Source organism: Paraburkholderia sp. RCC_158, assembly GCF_041355255.1.
Lineage (GTDB): Bacteria > Pseudomonadota > Gammaproteobacteria > Burkholderiales > Burkholderiaceae > Paraburkholderia > Paraburkholderia graminis.
The window spans coordinates 59,586-76,287 of the sequence record NZ_JBFUPM010000011.1 but is presented as its reverse complement, the minus strand read 5'-3'; the positions used below and the strand labels follow the sequence as shown (position 1 = coordinate 76,287).

At 65.9% G+C, this 16,702-nt stretch carries 16 protein-coding genes; 3 read left to right on the top strand and 13 right to left on the bottom strand.

Annotated features, from left to right (window positions below; all coding sequences use genetic code 11):
- Positions 1-285 precede the first annotated feature (285 nt).
- Positions 286-3,891, bottom strand: coding sequence for an autotransporter (locus AB6809_RS21410; protein ID WP_371027100.1), 3,606 nt, complete (start codon positions 3,889-3,891; stop codon positions 286-288).
- A 94-nt stretch (positions 3,892-3,985) separates the two neighbouring features.
- On the bottom strand, positions 3,986-4,678 hold the full coding sequence (locus AB6809_RS21405; RefSeq protein WP_371027099.1) for a GNAT family N-acetyltransferase: 693 nt from the start codon (positions 4,676-4,678) through the stop codon (positions 3,986-3,988).
- A gap of 224 nt (positions 4,679-4,902) precedes the next feature.
- Between AB6809_RS21405 and AB6809_RS21400 the strand changes: the two genes are divergently transcribed.
- Complete coding sequence (locus AB6809_RS21400; RefSeq protein ID WP_371027097.1) at positions 4,903-5,361, top strand: hypothetical protein; 459 nt, start codon at positions 4,903-4,905, stop codon at positions 5,359-5,361.
- A gap of 128 nt (positions 5,362-5,489) precedes the next feature.
- Here the strand turns inward: AB6809_RS21400 and AB6809_RS21395 are convergent, their stop codons facing one another.
- The 11 genes from AB6809_RS21395 to sctU form a co-directional block, all read right to left on the bottom strand.
- Complete coding sequence (locus AB6809_RS21395; protein ID WP_029970641.1) at positions 5,490-5,957, bottom strand: CesT family type III secretion system chaperone; 468 nt, start codon at positions 5,955-5,957, stop codon at positions 5,490-5,492.
- 136 nt (positions 5,958-6,093) lie between these two features.
- On the bottom strand, positions 6,094-6,258 hold the full coding sequence (locus AB6809_RS21390; RefSeq protein ID WP_006047110.1) for a hypothetical protein: 165 nt from the start codon (positions 6,256-6,258) through the stop codon (positions 6,094-6,096).
- Positions 6,259-6,350: 92 nt separating this feature from the next.
- Positions 6,351-6,611 carry a hypothetical protein gene (locus AB6809_RS21385; RefSeq protein ID WP_006047111.1) on the bottom strand — a complete coding sequence of 87 codons (261 nt, stop codon included), beginning with the start codon at positions 6,609-6,611 and terminating at the stop codon, positions 6,351-6,353.
- A gap of 7 nt (positions 6,612-6,618) precedes the next feature.
- Complete coding sequence (locus tag AB6809_RS21380; RefSeq protein ID WP_371027096.1) at positions 6,619-7,911, bottom strand: secretion protein; 1,293 nt, start codon at positions 7,909-7,911, stop codon at positions 6,619-6,621.
- Positions 7,912-8,127: 216 nt separating this feature from the next.
- Positions 8,128-9,033 (bottom strand): hypothetical protein, encoded by a 906-nt coding sequence (locus AB6809_RS21375; protein WP_371027095.1) that lies wholly within the window; start codon positions 9,031-9,033, stop codon positions 8,128-8,130.
- Positions 9,030-9,293 (bottom strand): type III secretion system export apparatus subunit SctS, encoded by a 264-nt coding sequence (gene sctS / locus AB6809_RS21370; protein ID WP_006047114.1) that lies wholly within the window; start codon positions 9,291-9,293, stop codon positions 9,030-9,032. Before sctS ends, AB6809_RS21375 begins: the two co-directional genes overlap by 4 nt.
- 40 nt (positions 9,294-9,333) lie before the next feature.
- Entirely contained in the window at positions 9,334-9,984 is a 651-nt protein-coding gene (gene sctR / locus AB6809_RS21365) for a type III secretion system export apparatus subunit SctR (protein ID WP_053860688.1), read from the bottom strand.
- Positions 9,968-11,308, bottom strand: a complete 1,341-nt coding sequence (gene sctQ / locus AB6809_RS21360) for a type III secretion system cytoplasmic ring protein SctQ (RefSeq protein ID WP_371027094.1) — start codon at positions 11,306-11,308, stop codon at positions 9,968-9,970. Before sctQ ends, sctR begins: the two co-directional genes overlap by 17 nt.
- 58 nt (positions 11,309-11,366) lie before the next feature.
- Positions 11,367-12,062: a type III secretion system protein SctP gene (gene sctP / locus AB6809_RS21355; protein WP_371027093.1), complete on the bottom strand. Its 696-nt coding sequence runs from the start codon at positions 12,060-12,062 to the stop codon at positions 11,367-11,369.
- A 29-nt stretch (positions 12,063-12,091) separates the two neighbouring features.
- Positions 12,092-14,176, bottom strand: a complete 2,085-nt coding sequence (sctV, locus tag AB6809_RS21350) for a type III secretion system export apparatus subunit SctV (RefSeq protein WP_371027092.1) — start codon at positions 14,174-14,176, stop codon at positions 12,092-12,094.
- A complete protein-coding gene (gene sctU, locus AB6809_RS21345; RefSeq protein ID WP_371027091.1) occupies positions 14,160-15,290 on the bottom strand; it encodes a type III secretion system export apparatus subunit SctU in 1,131 nt (376 codons plus the stop codon). The genes sctV and sctU overlap by 17 nt, the downstream gene beginning before the upstream one ends.
- 371 nt (positions 15,291-15,661) lie before the next feature.
- Here sctU and AB6809_RS21340 point away from each other — a divergent pair, with 371 nt between their 5' ends.
- Complete coding sequence (locus AB6809_RS21340) at positions 15,662-16,237, top strand: HrpB1 family type III secretion system apparatus protein (protein ID WP_006047121.1); 576 nt, start codon at positions 15,662-15,664, stop codon at positions 16,235-16,237.
- Positions 16,238-16,303: 66 nt separating this feature from the next.
- On the top strand, positions 16,304-16,702 hold the full coding sequence (locus AB6809_RS21335) for a type III secretion protein HrpB2 (RefSeq protein ID WP_006047122.1): 399 nt from the start codon (positions 16,304-16,306) through the stop codon (positions 16,700-16,702).

Sequence of the window (16,702 nt, the reverse complement as noted above, 5' to 3'; positions counted from 1 at the left end):
CGGGTTGCCGCCAACGGGAGTCGACATGATTCCTCCTGTGCCGCGGAACGGCTCAATCAGCGGATTGTCGTCTTCCTGCGGAGGACTTATATCCGCCGATGCGAACCCTCCATCGCACACGCGAAGCGGGATCGCGCTCAGCGATCCAACGCGGTCAGCGTCCCGGACGTCGCGTCCTCGGCGAACTCATCGATCCCACGCTTGCAAGGTCTCGAACGTCGCGCCCGCGACCGACCTCAGCGATCAACGCTTGCAGCACCTTCACCACCGCGCTCTCGCTCACCCTCACCGATCCAACGCCTCCAGCACCTCAAACGGCACACCCTCCGTCACAATCTCCCGATCGCCCACAGCGCCGGTCCTTGTCGTCAGTTGCAGCACGGCGTTGGGGCCGAAGCTGCGCGCGCTCGCATTGCGCTCCTTCACTTTCAGCTCGATGGCCATCCACGAAGCGGGGTCGTCCAGGATCGTCGCGTTAGCCGCGGCGATGCGCGTCTGAAGCCGAGCGTCGCCGCCCGCCTGCGCGAGCGCCGCGTGATTCGCGTCGAGCCGCAATGCGGCCTGCCGCCGCAATCGATAGCGCTGCACATATGTCAAATTCGGCCGCTGGTTCTTGCGCACGCTCGCCAGATGCTCGTCGATGCGCTCCGCCGCCTGCGCGTCCGGCGAAGGTTCGTAACGCACATGACTGGCATGACCACTCTTGCCGAGCGCCTCGTTACGCTCGCGGCGCGCGAGAGCCTCGGCGGCAAAGAGCGCGACGAGCTCGCCGCGCGCGTCATCGACGGCGCGCGTGTAGGTCCGCGCGTCCAGATACTCGATGTCGAGAATCGAGCCGCGATGATTGAGCCGGCCATCCTCGCGCACGAGCAGCAGCTTCGCGGAACGGTTGCGCTCGCGCAGGGTCATCGTCGCGGCGGGCGCGTCGATAGAAAAGAGGCCCACCGTGTGCCGGCCCTCGCCATCGAGCGGATGAGAAAAGCCCGGCGCGATGCCGCCACGCAACTGCCAATGGCTGCCGATGCCGACACGATGCTCTTCGACCTGCACGCGGCCGCTGCGCTCGACCACTTCCGCGCTCTGACGCGAGCGCTGCCAGCCGCCGCCCGCCGACGGCCCGGTTCGCACCGACAACGGACGCGTGCGTTCGCCGCTTCCCGGATCGACGACGGTGTCGCGGCCGAAGCTCGCGACCCTGGCCGTCGCGTTCGCGTCGAGCGTGACGCCGCGCCGGCCGTTGAGCGTGTGAGCATCGGTCCAACTGATGGACACGTCCGCGTCGTCCCAGTAGCGCGACGCGAGGCGGTTCCAGACGCCTTCGGGCCCGTCGTCGTGCGCGCTGGCCGATTCGTCGAACAGATGCTCGACGATGCCGGCCAGCTTCGCGCGCAGCGACGCGTCGTCGTAGCCGCTGCCGTCGGGCAGCAACCGCCGCGCGACGCGCAGCGTCACGCCGCGCGGCTCGCTGAGTTCGCGCGCATGCAGCGTGGCGTTCGCGACGAGTCCCGCGCGCAGCGCCGTCAACGCGGTGCTCACGTCATAGCCGACCAGCAGCCCCGCGCCGACCTGCCGCATGCTCGACTTCGCTGTGCCGATGAAGAGCGCCGCGCCATGCGTCGAGCGGCTGATGTCGATCACCGCCTCGCGGGTGCGCGACGCGCGCAGATCGAGGCGCGGCGAAATCGGCATGCCGTGTCCGCGCAGAACGGTTTCCACGGTGATGTTCAGGCCGCGCGTGCTGATGCCTTGCCGCCCGCCGTCGGTGAGGCGCAGACGCTGCCCGGATTGCAGATTCGCGGCCACGTCGACCAGCGTCTCGCGCACATCGTCGACATTGTTCGCGGCGCGCATGTCCGGCGCATGCTGCGTGGCCGCCCGCAACTCGTTCACGGTGTGCCAGAACGGCGCGTCGTCGGGCAGGCCCGCCACCTTGCCCCACACCGCAAGGCGTTCGACGGTGAACGGGCGCTTCGCGATCAAGCGGAACGGCCGCGTTTTCGCGAACTGCTGCGGCGGCATTGTGAGCCAGGCGGCGGTGGTTCGGCGGAGGCTGGCGCGGAGGCGGCGCGGCATCGGGGCGTGGGCTGCTGATGCCGATGTGGATGAATTCGCACCGACCTGCACCGGCTGCGTCGCTTCCTCGCACATCGCGTGAGCGCGCTGCGCGATCGCGCGCAGCGTGTCGTCATCGAGACGGCCGGGTGGAAAGCCGCCGCGCTCCAGCCAGACGCTTAGCGCCGCGAGTTCCGCGAGCGACGCCTCGGGCCGTGCATGAGCGAGCGCCGCGCGCGGATCCATCGCCGGGCTTTCTAGCAACTGCGGCAGCGCCGCCTGCAAGTGCTTGCGGACCTTCGCCTCTTCGGCGGCGATGGTTTGGCGCGGCACGCCCTGAGTGCCGAGACGCAGCGCGGAAAGCGGTGAACCGTGCCGACCGCGGAATATGCGCGGCAGCAACGTCTTCCAACGTTTTTCGCCGACGCGCGGAATCGTGTTTTCTGTGAAGCGCGCGAGGCGCTGCTTCGTTTGCGACAACTCGCTGTGGCGCCCGTCGCCACGGAACGACTGACGCCACGCGAACAGCGCGCCTCGCTGATCGGCGGTCAATGCGTCGCGCCCGTGGGTCAGCAGGGTCGATGCGGCATCGAATGCGCGTGCGGCCAGCGTCGTGGCGCCAGCACTATTCGGTGTGGGCGCAGCCGCGGCTCGCGGATTTTCGCCGATCGTGCTTATGCGGGCCGCGAGTGCGCCGGGCGCGGGATCGTCGGTTGCGGTCGAATCGTCTGCGTGGATCGGCTTGAGTGCATTGGCGCTCGTCAACAACGCTTCGACGCCGAAGCGATGGAGGTCGTTGTCGTAGGGATTGAGCGTCGCGCTGCGCAGCGCGGTAAGTATCGCGCGGCCCTCGCCGGAGCGCGCGAGCACGCGCGCCGCGCGCCATGCGTCGCGCTCGGCGTCGCTCGCCGAACGCCGCAGATGCGGTGCCGCGAAGTCGAGCATGCCGATGCGCTCGATCATCAGATGCGCGGATCGGCAATCGGCCGCGCCCGCTTGGGCGAGCGCGTCGGCTAACAGTGCGCCCCGCAGCGCCGCTTGCATGTCGTTGAGATCGGTGGCGTGGTCGGCGGTATTGTTCGCGATGTCGTTCGCAAGCTCGTTGGCGATTTCGTTGGTGGTGTTGTTGGTGGTGGTGTTGGTGGTGGTGTTGTTAGCGGCGCGGTTCGCAATGTCGTTGGCGGTCTCGCTGGTGGTCGCATTGGCGGTGTGGTTTGCGATACCGCTGACGGTTTCATTGGCCGTCCCGTAAGCGGAGAGCGAGGCAGCACCGACCCGCTCCTCAGCCGAGCAAAGTCGATGCAAACGATCAGCAAGGGCCGCTGCATCGACTGGCTGCTCGAAGCCGTCGTTAAATAGCCGCTGCACATACCCAACGAGCCCGGCGCGCGTCGTGATGGCATCGAGCGGAATCTGCCGCGATGACGTCGCTGCCTGATCCGCTTCATCTATGTCATGCGCGACGGCGCCACCCTCGCGCGTACCCAAAGCACCAGCAGCACCCGCAGCCAGCAGTGCCATATCCGCCAACGGATCGGTCCCGCGCCGCGCATGTCTCGCCGTGGTGATCGGCGGAAAGCGGCGCTCCCCAGGCGCGTGATCCTCGGGCCCCGACGCGCTGCCCTGCGTGCTGTGCTGAAACAGCGCGGTGCTCAATTCGACGCGGCGCGCGCCGACGACCCGCGCGGGCCGCGCAAGCGCCCCGCGAAACCACTCAGGCATGCGCCGCCGCGTCGGCGTCGGCGGGAGCGCCGCCGCGGCCTCCGCTTGCGCCGCGGCAGGCGCGTTTTCGATCAGGCTGTCAGCGGACGAAACATCGAGCGGGCGATAGCGGAACATGTCGACGCGGCAGAAGGAGACCGCGTTGCACTATGTCCTCCCAATGTGACAGCCGGTTGCTGCGGCGCCGCGCGATGCGAAGCGCGGCATCGAATTACGAAGCGACGATGTGTGATTCTTCCGCAGCCGCGCGCGCATTCGCTGGATCCTGGACATCGCCCGCGTCGAGATGTGCGTCCAGCGACGCGTATTCGTTGAGCCAGCGTGTCGCAGGCGTGTCGTCGGGCGCTTGCAGCGGACGCGTCATCGCATAGAGATAACTGTCGCCGGCCAGCAGGCCGCGATTGGGCCGGCATTCGTAATTCGTCAGCTTCGCTTCGAGTGTGAAGCCGAGCTTCTCCATGCTGCTGTGCGCGTCGCCATCCACGGCGCAATACGCGTAAATGCGCAGAATCGGCGGCTGCGCGAGCATCCACGCGAGCAGCTTGCGCAGCGCATGCAGGCCCGCGCGCCGGCGACGCGCACCGCCGCGCCGGCTGATCATCACGCCGACTTCGACGCGCGGCGGATGCGGCCGCAATTCGATCATGCCGGTGAGCCGGCCGCTCGCGCGGTCTTCGAGAACCCAGCGGATCAGTGTGCCGTCGCGCCAGCCTTGCACGGAATCGTCGATGAATGCGAGTGTCTCGTCGAGTTGCGTGTGACGCTTGAAACTGAGGTCGCGCGTCGTCGCGGCATCGCCGAGCATGGCTTCGAAAAGCGCTTCGGCATCGCGCGGCTCGGGCGGCCGCATCAACAGGTCGGCGGATTCGATCAGCGCGGGAAAGCGGAATGGCGATGGCGACATCGGAGATCTCCAGGCGCGGCGTTTGATCCGATTGTCGATGAAGAGATGCATGACACATCGCGGATGCCGCGAAGGCGGAGGCGCGAATGCGAAGGGGAACGCACACACTTTCGCATCGCCTGCCGGCATTTCGCGCGGCCCGATACGTCGCGTGCGAGCCAACGCTAAGGTGCCGTCATGGCGGCACATGCCGGTTTGCCGCGCCGAACCTGGGAGAGTCCAACGTGAGCAGCAAAGCCATTGCCGCATTGCCGGCGGCGAGCGTCGGCGGCATAGAAGGTGCAGGTCATCACGCGTCGTCAGAGAAAGCCGCCGGGCGCGCGGCGCTCGTGCCGACGAGTGTCAAGCTCGCAGGCGAACTGGCGCAACTGCGCGACATCGCATCGCCGCCGCAAGGCCCGGTCAAGTTCAGCCTGTCGCGCAAGGGCGGCGACAATCTGCCGGTGCTGCGCAGACCAAGTGTCGTGGTGATCGCGCCAGGCGCGGCACGCGTCGACGACGATAGCCAGTCGTCGTGGACGCGCACGCTGCCGGTTCGGCCCGTGCAAACGCGATTCTCCGACGCGCCTCCTATCGGGCAAGCCGCATTCGACGCGGCCGCCGCGAGGGACATGTTCGCCAACATCGCGTTGCTCGTTGAATTCACGAAGCGTGTCGGCGAGGTGATTCACGGCGCGACGTGAGCCGGCTGTCATGCAGCGCTTGACCGGCCGCTGTACGCGGTCGCGTCTTCGCTTGCGTGTGCGTCATCAAGTTGGCGGCTGCGTCACGGGAACAGGTTCGACACCGTCGCGCAGCAACTCGCGTCGTTTCAAGCACGCAGCCACGTAAATTCCCCCGCCACGATCCCTTCGAACATCTCATCCGTCGATTCGATGATGTTCTTGCGCCAATAGCGGCCATGCTCGGCATAGTGCGCGAGCAGATCGGCGAGCGCGGCGCCGTCGACGTCGTAAGTCATCGGCACGCGAAGCACGAGCACGATGCCGCCCGTATCCGTATCGAGCCCGAGTTGCGCCTGGTCTTGCGCGTAGATGAGCAGGTTCGCTTCCAGCATCAGCCGGAACACGACCAGCGTACGGCCGGCCGTCACCGTGCCGTAATGAAAATTGGCGTAGAGCGCGTCGAGATCGTTTTCGAAGTGTTCGAGCCGCACGTCGAAGCCTTCCACCTCGATCGAGCGCGTGCGCAACACATGCTCGGCATCCGCGAGGCCGACCGTCGCGCACAGATCGCGCACCAATGATGCGTAGCGCTCCGAACTATCGTTGGTGTCCAAATCAAAGGCCCGCGCAACTCAATAAAATCCCGCCGATGACGCAAAGAGCCGGCACGCGGCGAACCGCGAGCCGGCCGGCAAACTGGCGACAAGCTTGCACCGCATTCCGCAGCGCGGTTTGCGGCGCGCCTGGCGCTTAATGCCCGGTGCCGCCCTGGATCGTCTGACCCGCGGTTTTCATGGTGTTGGCAACCGCGCCCGCCAGCGACATCTGCAGCGTGGCCTGCGCCGCGCCGATAGCAGCGGTGCTGCCTTGCGCGGCCATGCCGGTGATCGCACCCATTGCCGGACCGATAGACATAAGACCTCCTCGTGCTCAAGTTAAGAAGAAATGCTGCCCTGTGCGGCAGGCAACCACAGCCGCCGCGCAGGGGCGAGCCTCGTGCGCGGCGCTCAGGTTGCGCCGCGTTTGTCCGCAAGCTGCCCGACGATGCGACTCGCGGCGAGCAGACCGCGATAGAGCTTCGCGAGATCGTTGCGGTCGAGTTCGGTTGCGCCGTGCGCCTCGCCGACGTTTTTCGCGGTCGCCTCGAGCGCCTCGCGTATTGCGGCAAGACGCGGTCCGCCGGCCGGATCGGCGAGCGTCTTCTGCAGATCGTTGAAGTCGGCGGCGCACGCTTCGAGCGGCGCGTAGATGTTCGATGTTTGCGTCATGGGAACCTCACTTCGGTAGCGGCAGATAAGCGGTTTTGTTTGCCGCGGTCTTGTTCGCCGCGCGCGGGGCGGGCGAGGGCGGCGTCGCGGGAATATCCTCGACGGGCTGCATCACGCCGCGTGCAGCGCCGCTCGCGATTATCGCGGGACCGTTATTGGCGGATGTTTCGTCGCTACTCGCATTCTTCTGCGCATCGCTCGCGCTATTTTCCGCGGCGTTTCCCGCACCAGAAGCCGCCGACGAAGCCGGCTCTTCCGGCAGCGTATAAATGTGTTTGACGCCGTCGGGTGTCTGTCCGTAGCGCACATCGTCGGAGGACATCAGGAAAGAGAACGAAGGCGCCGACGGCAACGCATCGTCAGCTTGCGCGACGCGCACACGAACGTCCTTCACGTTGTCGCTGAGATCGTGGCGCATGCGCGCGACGGCCGATTCGACGTCGCGCGGATTGGCCGCCTTGCCGCTGATCTCGAAGTTTCCGCGTCCTGTGTAGACGACTTTGAGTCCCTGCATCGCGAGCGAATCGGCGATGTTGCGCACGTCGTTCTGCGCGATGTCGTAGTGCCTCACGATGCCGTTCGGCGAGATCCGCATCAGCATCTTGCGCACCTGCGTGTCTTCGTCGGGCGTCGCGACCATGCCGCTCACCATCACCGTCGCGCCTCGCACCTGCGCGTGCAGTTCCTTCATGTGCGCGGCGGCGAGTTCGAGATTCACGCGCTGCGCGAGGTCGCCCGCGTCGCGCGGCAACGCGGCACGGCTGACGGCTGTCGTCAGCATCACCGAGCCGATCACGAGCACCGCGCCGAGCATCGCGCACGCCGAGACGATGCCGGTCATTCTGCGGCGGCGCGAGCGCTCCGCCGCGCGCCGGGTTTCGTCCGGCTTGACGAGCAGCGTGGACAGCAGGTCGAGATCGCTCGGCCAGGCCGCGTCGTCCGAGCCGATGCACACGACGGTATCGCCGAACTGCATCGGCACGAACTCGAGCAGGATGACGGTGCCCGGCTCGTCTTCGTCTTGCGATGTGGGGAAGGCTCCCTGAGTGCCGTCGTTGCTTTCGTTGTTGTTACTGCTTGACTCATTGCTTTGAGCCGCGAAGTTTCCCGCCATGACCGCCATCATCCGACGCGCGCTCACCACGCCGCTCGCATCGACGATGAGCAGCACATCGTCGCCATGCCAGTCGGAGATGCGGATGTCGGCGTCGTCGTCCGCGCCGATCCGATGAGCGCCGGTGCCGAGACGCAATTCCGCGCCGGCATGCACGCCAGTCAGGATACGCAGCAGCTTCGTCATGGAAAGCCCGTTCAAGGATGATGCGGCGCGCAGCGGCACGCCTTCGACACTCACTCTAGCCGCCGCCGATGACGTTCCAGCACACAATGCGAAGCGGATACATGGAAAGCGAAACTGCGCGCGAGGGCGGGAGAATGCGAGGCACTAACGGCACTAACGGCACTAACGGCACTAACGGCACTAACGGCACTAACGGCACTAACGGCACTAACGGCACTAACGGCGCGCGGCGGCCGCAAGCGCCGCGCCGCGCTGCACGATGCGCACGTTCAATGCGCGCTCGCGCATTGGCGATGTCGACGGCTTGCCGTACCTAAGCAGCAACAGCGGCAACAGCAGATTAAGCCGTCCTGTGCGGCCGATTTGTTCCGCCGATGCTTCGCCTCCTGCGCCTGCGCCCGCGCGATCTGAACCAGCGCCTCGCGATGCCGACGCGTCGATCAGCCGCTGCCGCCATGCGCCCATGTCCGCGTCGCCGGGTGCACCGGTTTGCAACTGCACGCGAAGCAGATCGATGAAGCGCTCATGCAGCAGCGCATCGAGCGATGCCTGCGGACGCGCGGCGGCTTCATCGCGCGATGCGAGCAGCGCGTCGCACCAGAGGCGCGGCAGCGTCTCCGAAAGATCGGCGCGACCCGCTTGCACGTCGACGAACTTCTGCAACGGCCCGCGCTCCGGTGCCGCGATCGCCGCCCGGCCGCTGCTGCGCATGCGAACCTGCGTGCGCGGCGCGCCATTCTCGCGATTCTCGCCGTCAGCGCCGTCGCGGCCGTCATGCGATTGCCCGCCATTGCCGCGGCCACCGCCGCCGTCGCGCGTTATACGGCCGGAGTCGGCGGCATCCGGCGCATGCTCGCTCGCATCGTTACCCGTCACGACGATGGGCCGTCGCATGCCCGTGCGACGCGCGGCATTGCGCCTGCGCGCGTTGAGCGCCGCGAGCTTGCGCGCGAGCTGCGAACCGCGCATCGCCGCTTGCTGCGTGCGCGCATAGCTGAACGTAATCGTGCCGCGATACAACACCGCGAAGCGCGCGACCGTTGTTTGCTGCGAGCGTTCGCGAGCCGCATCCGCGTGTGCCGTCAGCGACGCCGCGCTGAACGGTGTGCCGACGCGCGTCATTGCGGCACCGCCGTATGCATGATCTCGTTCGCGAAGTGCAGCAGCGCCGCCGCTGAAAACGGCGCGGCGATCACGATCGCGACCGTCACCGCAATCAGCTTCACGCCGTGCGAAAGCGTCTGATCCTGCATCGACGTGATCGCCTGCAGGAACGACACGCCGAGTCCCACGAGCGCGGCGACGATCACGATAGGCAGCGAGATATACATGCAGAGCAGCATGCCCTGAGTGGTGAAGCGAACGAGCGTGTCGATGTCCATGAGTCAATGTCCATGAGTCGATGTTCCCGATCTTTGCGTGCTAACGATACGTCATCACAAGGCCGTGAATCAGCGTCGACCAGCCGTCCATCACGACGAACAACAGCAGCTTGAACGGAATCGCCACGTTGGTCGGCGTGACCTGATTCAAGCCCATCGCGAGCAGCACATTGGCGATGATCAGATCGATGACGATAAACGCGATGTAGAGCAGAAAGCCGATCTTGAACGCGTCCGTGAGTTCGGTCAGCGTGAAGGCGGGCGCGAGTACGATGAGGTCGTTTTCATGCAGGCTCGACGCGGCGTCTTTCGGCCACACGACATTCGCCGAGCGGATGAAGAAGCGCTTTTCGCGCTCGTTCGTGTGCTTCTGCAAGAACGTGCGGAACGGTTCGCGCGCGGCGCTGAAGACCTGGATCAGCGCCTGAGTGGGCTGGCCGGCGATCGTTTGGCCCTGCATCGATTGCATCGCCTGCATGCCGACCGGCGCCATCACGTACAGCGACACGAGAATCGCCACGCCGTTGAGCACCATGTTGGGCGGCACCTGCTGCACGCCGAGCGCATTGCGCAACAGGCCGAGCACCACGACGATCTTCGCGTAAGACGTGACGACCATCGCGACGAAAGGGACCAGGCTGATCGCAACGATGACGATCAGCAGTCCGGTGATGTCACTGAACTGGACCATCGCCGTGCGCCATGCGCAAAATGCGGATGCCCAGATGATCGCCCACGGTGACGAGCTCGCCATAGCCGATGGTCTGTCCGTGCGTGACCAGCTTGAGCTGCGCGTCGGCAACGGGCGTCGGCAGTTCGAGCACATAGCCGGGGCGCAGCGCATACAGTTGCGAGAGCGGCAGCGCGACGGTGTCGACTTCGAACTGGACGGGCAGATCGAGTTCGCCGATGTCGATCGGATTCGAATGTTGATCCGGTGCGAGCAAATCGTCCGGGCGAACGGGGTCCAGCTCATCGGTCATGATGGGCTCCTTCGTGAGTGAAAGCCTGCGGCCTTCAATGTTGACTTGCGCGTGAACGCGCATCAGGCCGGGCGAGCCCCAGGCCACGGTGGCGGTCGCCATCGCCGTCGCGGGCTCGGCGAGCGGGGTGGCGTGGGTCGTGGCGTGGGTCGTGCCGTTGGCGTCGGCTGGGTGAGCGGCGCAGGTTTCGTCGATGCGTTCTGCGCCGCTGGCCGCCAGCAGCGCGCGCAAGTTGCCCGGCAGCGAACGCAGCAACACATCGCCGGCTTCGAGCGCGCGCAACGTGTCGACGGGCAGACGGCGTGAGCCGAGTATCAGGCGTCCGGGCACTTTATAGCCGTCGAACGGCGCGCTGTTTTGTGTCTGCGATGAAGCGTGCGCACGAAAAGTGTCGGCGGTAAGGTGGACTTTGCGGGTGCCGTGCAATGCTTCGAGCGCGTCCACCACGGACGCAGCAAGCAGCACGCGCGCGCGATGCCGTGTGCCGTCGAGCGAGAAGGTCGCGTCGAATGTTGCGCAATCGTGCGCCGAAGGTTCAGGCGGCGTGCCGCGCGCGAGCTGAGTGACATGCATATCGCCGAGGCCGAGCGCAGCGAACCGCTTCAGCAGCGGTTCGAGCAGCACACCGGCGACGGCGATGCGCAACGCGCGAGCCGTATCGCCGGGCACGGGCGCGCGAGAGAGCGTGCCGTCGGGCAGCGCGGCGATGTCGAGGGCAGGATACGCGGCGAGATCGAACAGCACGCGAACCGCGCCGGCCGCATGCGCGAGATCGAGCACGCCGGGCTGTTCGAAGGGCGCGTGACTGCGCTCGGCAGCGGGTTCGAGCGTCGCTTGCCAATCGACGATAGCGGCATCGCGCGCGAGCCATTGCGCAGTGCCGGCATCGCAGACGAGCCGCGCGACGCGCGCGGCAAGCGGCGGCACGGCGCGAAGCGGCAGTCTTGCGATGGGCGCCGTTTGGGGAACCCTCGCCGCCGCACGTTCCGCGGCAGCGTCCACCCCTGGCATTTCGGCGATCGAATAACCCATGCGGCGTCGGTTCAGGAATGCGGCCAGCGTCGGCCAGGATAAACGACGGGCGGCGCGCTCACCACACCGTCAGTTCGATGTCGCGCGGCGTGCCCCACGCGTTCAGCAGCGAAGCGAGCTCGCGTTCGAGCATCGCACTGTGGTCGAAGAGTAACTGCCGCGTTTCGATGCCCCGCGTGTCGAACCGAAGCGACAACCAGAAACGCGAAAGAGACAGATAGAGCGTCGTGTCCGGCAGAATGCGTTCGTCGAGCGGAATGCGCACTTCCCAGTTGCCTGCGTCGCCGATGGCCGGGTCCGCGCAGAAGGCCGCGACCTCTCGCGCGAGCGAGCGCGCCAGTTCGAGGAAATGGCCTTGCGTGCGAAAGAGGGCGTCGACGGCGGGCATCGTCGCTGGCGGCAAGCGCTGTAGCAACGCTTCGTGCGCGGCGATAGCGCGTTCCGATGCGCGCGCGCTTTCATCGGCGGCATGGGCTTCGGTCTCGGCTTCTGTTTTGGCGCTTGAATCGCGGGCGTGATCGTCGCCGAAGCGGTTCGCGTGCGCGTCGTCTTCTGCCGCGCCGTTTGCTGCGCACTCGCACTCGGCTTGCGACGCGCCTGCGGCTTCGTCGAATGAAACCGGCGTGCGGTGCGAGCGCGTGCGACGCACCAGCGCCGCGTAATCGAAACGCCGCGCGCGCGCGGCGTCGGCGGCGGGACGCGAATCGGCGTCGGACGGAATGATGCGCAGCGGCCGCGGTTCGATGATCGTCATGAGCGTGAACGTGAAGGCGATCGGCGCGGCTAGATCGTCACGCGGCCGAGCGGCTGCAGTTCGACATGCTCGCCGAGTTCCTGATACGAGTAGACGGCGAGCCAGCCGAGCCGCGCCTCGATCATGCGGCGCACGTAGCGGCGTATATCCATCGACGTGACGAGTGCGACGCCGTCACGCGGCGTATCGCCTACAAACGATTGAATGCGGTCGATCAGAAAACCGACTTCATCGGGCGGCAGAGCGAGGAAGTTGCCCGTCGGCGTCTGCTTGATCGCCTGGCGGATATGCTGCTCGACCGGCAGATCGAACAGTACCGCGGGCAATTGCCGGCCCGCGCCCGCCGCGCGATGCGCGAGAAAGCGCGCTAGATCGCCGCGCACGTATTCGGTGAGCATCAGCATGTCCTTTTCTTTTGCGCCCCACACGACGAGGCTCTCCAGAATATTGCGCACGTTGCGGATCGGAATCTGCTCTTCCAGCAGCCGGCGAAGTACATCGGCGATACGCTGCGGCGGCAGCACCTTATGCACTTCGGCGACGAGTCCCGGATACTCGGCGTTCTGCTGATCGAGTATCCATTGCACTTCCTGAATGCCGAGAAAGAGCGACGCATGTTTGCGCAGCATCGCGACCGATGCATGCGCGATCACCTGTTCGGCACGCCACGCGGGTTGCTTCGGCGGCAGGCTCTTTTCGTCGACCCACCACGTGGGCCCAGGCCCGCCGTCGAGTCCGCGGCGTTTTTCACTACGAGCGGCGAGTGCTTCCGCGTCGGCGGAAATTGGTTCGCGTGTGCCCGTGAGCCTCGGGTCCGGCAGCATCACCTTGCCGGGCGGCAATTCGATTGCGCAATACGGCACATCGTGCATCAGCAGTTCGCAGCTCGACGCGGGCAACTCGTCGCTGGTCCACATCGTGATACCGGGAAACGGCAAGCCGAGATACTCCTGCAAACGCGCGCGTTCGGTTTCGAACGAGCGGTCGAGCGCGACCGTCGACAGACGCGCGACGAGGTCGGGCGAGATGCGCACGCCGAGCGGGCAGGTGAACTGCGGCGCACGCGTGAGAATCGCGGGCGTCTCGGCTTTGGAGCCGGCGCGCTGCATTGCGTTGACGGCCTCGCCCGCATGCGTGGTCGCGGCGGGCTTGCGCTTGCCGAGCCGATAGCCGCAGAACGCGAGGATCGCCGCGAGCAGCAGGAACAGCGATGTCGGAAAGCCGGGCACGGCGGCAAAGCCGAGCAGCAGCAGGCTCGCGAAGTAGAGCGCGCGGGCGCTTGCCGACAACTGCCGGCCGATCTCGTCGCCGAGCGACAGAGGCCGCGCGTCGCGTTCGTCGGAGACACGTGTGATCATGACGCCCGCGGCCACCGAAAGCAGCAGCGACGGAATCTGCGAGACCATCGCGTCGCCGACCGACAGAATCGAAAAGCGGTTCGCCGCTTCGCCCGCCGTCATCTCGTGATACGCGACGCCCACCGCGATCCCCGCAATGATGTTGATGAGCGTGATGATGAGCCCGGCCACCGCATCGCCCTTGACGAACTTCATCGCGCCGTCCATGCCGCCGTGCAACTGGCTTTCGACGGCCAGCGTCGCGCGCTTGCGGCGCGCCTCTTCGGGCGTGAGAAGGTTCGCGCGCAGATCGGCGTCGATGCTCATCTGTTTGCCGGGCAATGCATCTAGCGTGAAGCGCGCGCCGACTTCGGCCACGCGTTCGGAGCCTTTCGCGATCACGATGAACTGCACGGTCGTGATGATGACGAACACGACCATGCCGACCACAAGGTTGCCGCCCACCACGAGTTCGCCGAAACTTTCGATGATGTTGCCAGCGTCCGCGTGCAGCAGAATCGACTTGGTCGACGCAATGTTCAGCGAGAGCCGGTATAGCGTCGTGAAAAGCAGCAGCGACGGAAACACCGAAAGCGACACCACGTTGGGCACATACATGGTCACCATCAGCAAGGTCACGCTAATCGTGATGTTGATCGCGAGCAGGATGTCGATCAGAAACGGCGGCAGCGGCAGGATCATCAGCGAGATGATCGCGACCACCAGCAACGCGATGCCGATCTCACCGACGGCGGGTAGCTTAAGTGTCTTGAACATCGCGGCTCTTGAGGTTGTCGTGGCTGTCGTGGTTGTCGTGGCTGTGCCCGCCGTGCGGGCTCTCGATTTGCCGCGCGCCGATCGCGTCGACCCAGCGGAGAATCGCGGCGACGGTCTGGAACAGTTCTTCGGGAATCGGCTCGTCGATGCCGACCTTGTAGAGCGCGCGCGCGACCGGCGGGTTGCCGATGATCGGCACATTCGCGTCGCGCGCGAAGCGCCGCAACTGCGCCGCGCTTTCGTCCATGCCGCGCGCGATCACGAGCGGCAACGGATGCTCGGCCGGCGCATAGCGGATTGCGACCGCATAGTGCGTCGGATTGACGATCAGCGCATTCGCGAAGCCGACGCGCTGCGCGGGCGCCGCCGACGTCGCGAACTCGCGCGCGAGCTTCTTGCGTTCGGCCTTGATCTTCGGGTCGCCGTCCATCTGTTTGCGTTCGCGTTTGACTTCGTCCTTCGACATCTTCAGCTTGCGCAGAAACAGCACGCGTTGCAGCTTGACGTCGATCACGCCGATCACGATGAACACGGCCACCGCAACGGCAAAGAGCTTGATGAGCAGCGACCAGAAGAGCTTCGACAATTCCGGCAGCGGCTGATACAGCGAACCGACGATCAACGGCAAAATCCATTTGATCGTGAACCACATCACCACGCCGATAATCGCGGCCTTGACGATCATCTTCACGAGGTCGATCACCGTGCGCCACGAAAAAATCCGCTTCACGCCGTCGACGGGACTCACGTGCTTCAGATCGGGCACGACAGGCTTGGTCGCGATCTGAAAGCCCACTTGAGGCATCAGCGCGGCCACTGCCGCGAGCGCCGCGGCGCCCACGCACGGCACGATCACGATGAGCGCCTGTTTACCGAGGTCGAACAGCTTGCCGTACATGAGCGGCTGATCGTGATTGCCCGACGCGAACTCGAGCGCGGTCGTCACGATCGAACGCAGCGCGCCGCCGAAGCTCGCCGCCGCGAACGCGAGTACGCCGACGACGGCGGCCATCGTCGCGGCGTCGACCAGGTCGGCGCTCTTCGACGTCTCGCCGTCCTTGCGTGTGTCGCGCAGGCGTTTGTCGGTAGGCTGCTCGGTTTTTTCTTCGCTCATGACATTCCGCTGGGGTCATCGCATGCGCTGGGTGCCGCTGTGTTTGCCGCTGTTTGTGCCGCTGTGGTCGATATGCGGTGCACGCGGCTCCTTGCCCTGGTAGCCCGACGGTAGCGGGCCGCTCGCCACGCGGCGCAGCGGATGCGAAGCCCGCGTCCGGCAAACGAAGCGACGCGGTTCGGGCTCGCGGCGTTGCATGACACGACACGCCGCTCGCACCACTTCGCGTGGATCACGCTCGCTTCGTATCGCGCATTTGCGGCGCAAAGCGGAGCGGTATCCTGGTGCATCGCTGCGCGCCGCATGCCGATGCTGAATCGGCCTTGCGCGGCAGCGCTTCGTCGACAAGTCCATCAGCAGGAGTTCTCGCCATGAGTACCGCCACGCCGGATTACCTCAACTGCAGTCAGGCCATCGTGGGCGGTCTGATCGACACGCTGTCCTGCGCGCTGCTCAACAATTTTCCGACGCTCGAAGCCGATCCGTACGACATCGAATTGACGCTCGACGCGCTGCGTCTGTTGCGCCCGCGAATGGCCGAGCTCGACACGATGGAAGCCGTGCTCTACATGCAGCGCGGCCATTGGGACGATGCGATCCGCGTGTTCTCGCGTGTGATCGAAGGCGCGCCGCACTTCTCGTATGCGAAGGCGCTGCTCGCGTTCTGCCTGTCCGTGAAGGGCGATGCCGGCTGGCGTCAATGGGCGAGCGCGGCGCTCGCGCAGAACCCGGACCGCGACACGCGCCAGCTCGTGCGCGCGCTCGAAGCTCGCGACGATCTGCGCGAGGCGATTCGCGTCTATCGCAACGGCGGCACCTTCGAAGTGCCGCTGTCGATCACCGCGCTCAACGACGACCTGCCGCAAGAGCCGCCCGCCATGAGCCCCCCGCCGCCCACCGCTGCGCATAACGAGGCGATCGCGCAGCAAGGCTATTTGCGCATCTGATTATCTGTTCGCGGCGGTCGGCATGATGCTACGTCATCCGAAACATTCAACGGCACGAGGCTGAGCATGACACTTCCTGTGACGAACCAGCAGATCGCGGCCGCGTTGCAAGCGGCAGCGCCGGCATCGCACGCGGCCGGTGGCGACGCATCGCTGCAACAGGCCGGCGACCGCTTCAAATCGCTGATGCAGAATCCGCGCATGGCGCCGCCCAATCGCGGCGACGACATGAGCACCAATGTGATCGCGAAGATGGCGGCGTCGCAGGACGCGGAGATCCAGAAGTCGGTGAACGACGTGGTCGCGTTGTCGAGCCAGGCGAACAGCATGTCGGTCCAGGAGATGACCGCCGCCGCGATGAAAGCGACGCTCGAACTCGCCAGCACGCAACTCGACATGGAGGCCAAGATGGGCGTGGTCAACTCGTCGAAGTCGTCGGTTGAAACGCTGATGAAGAATCAATAG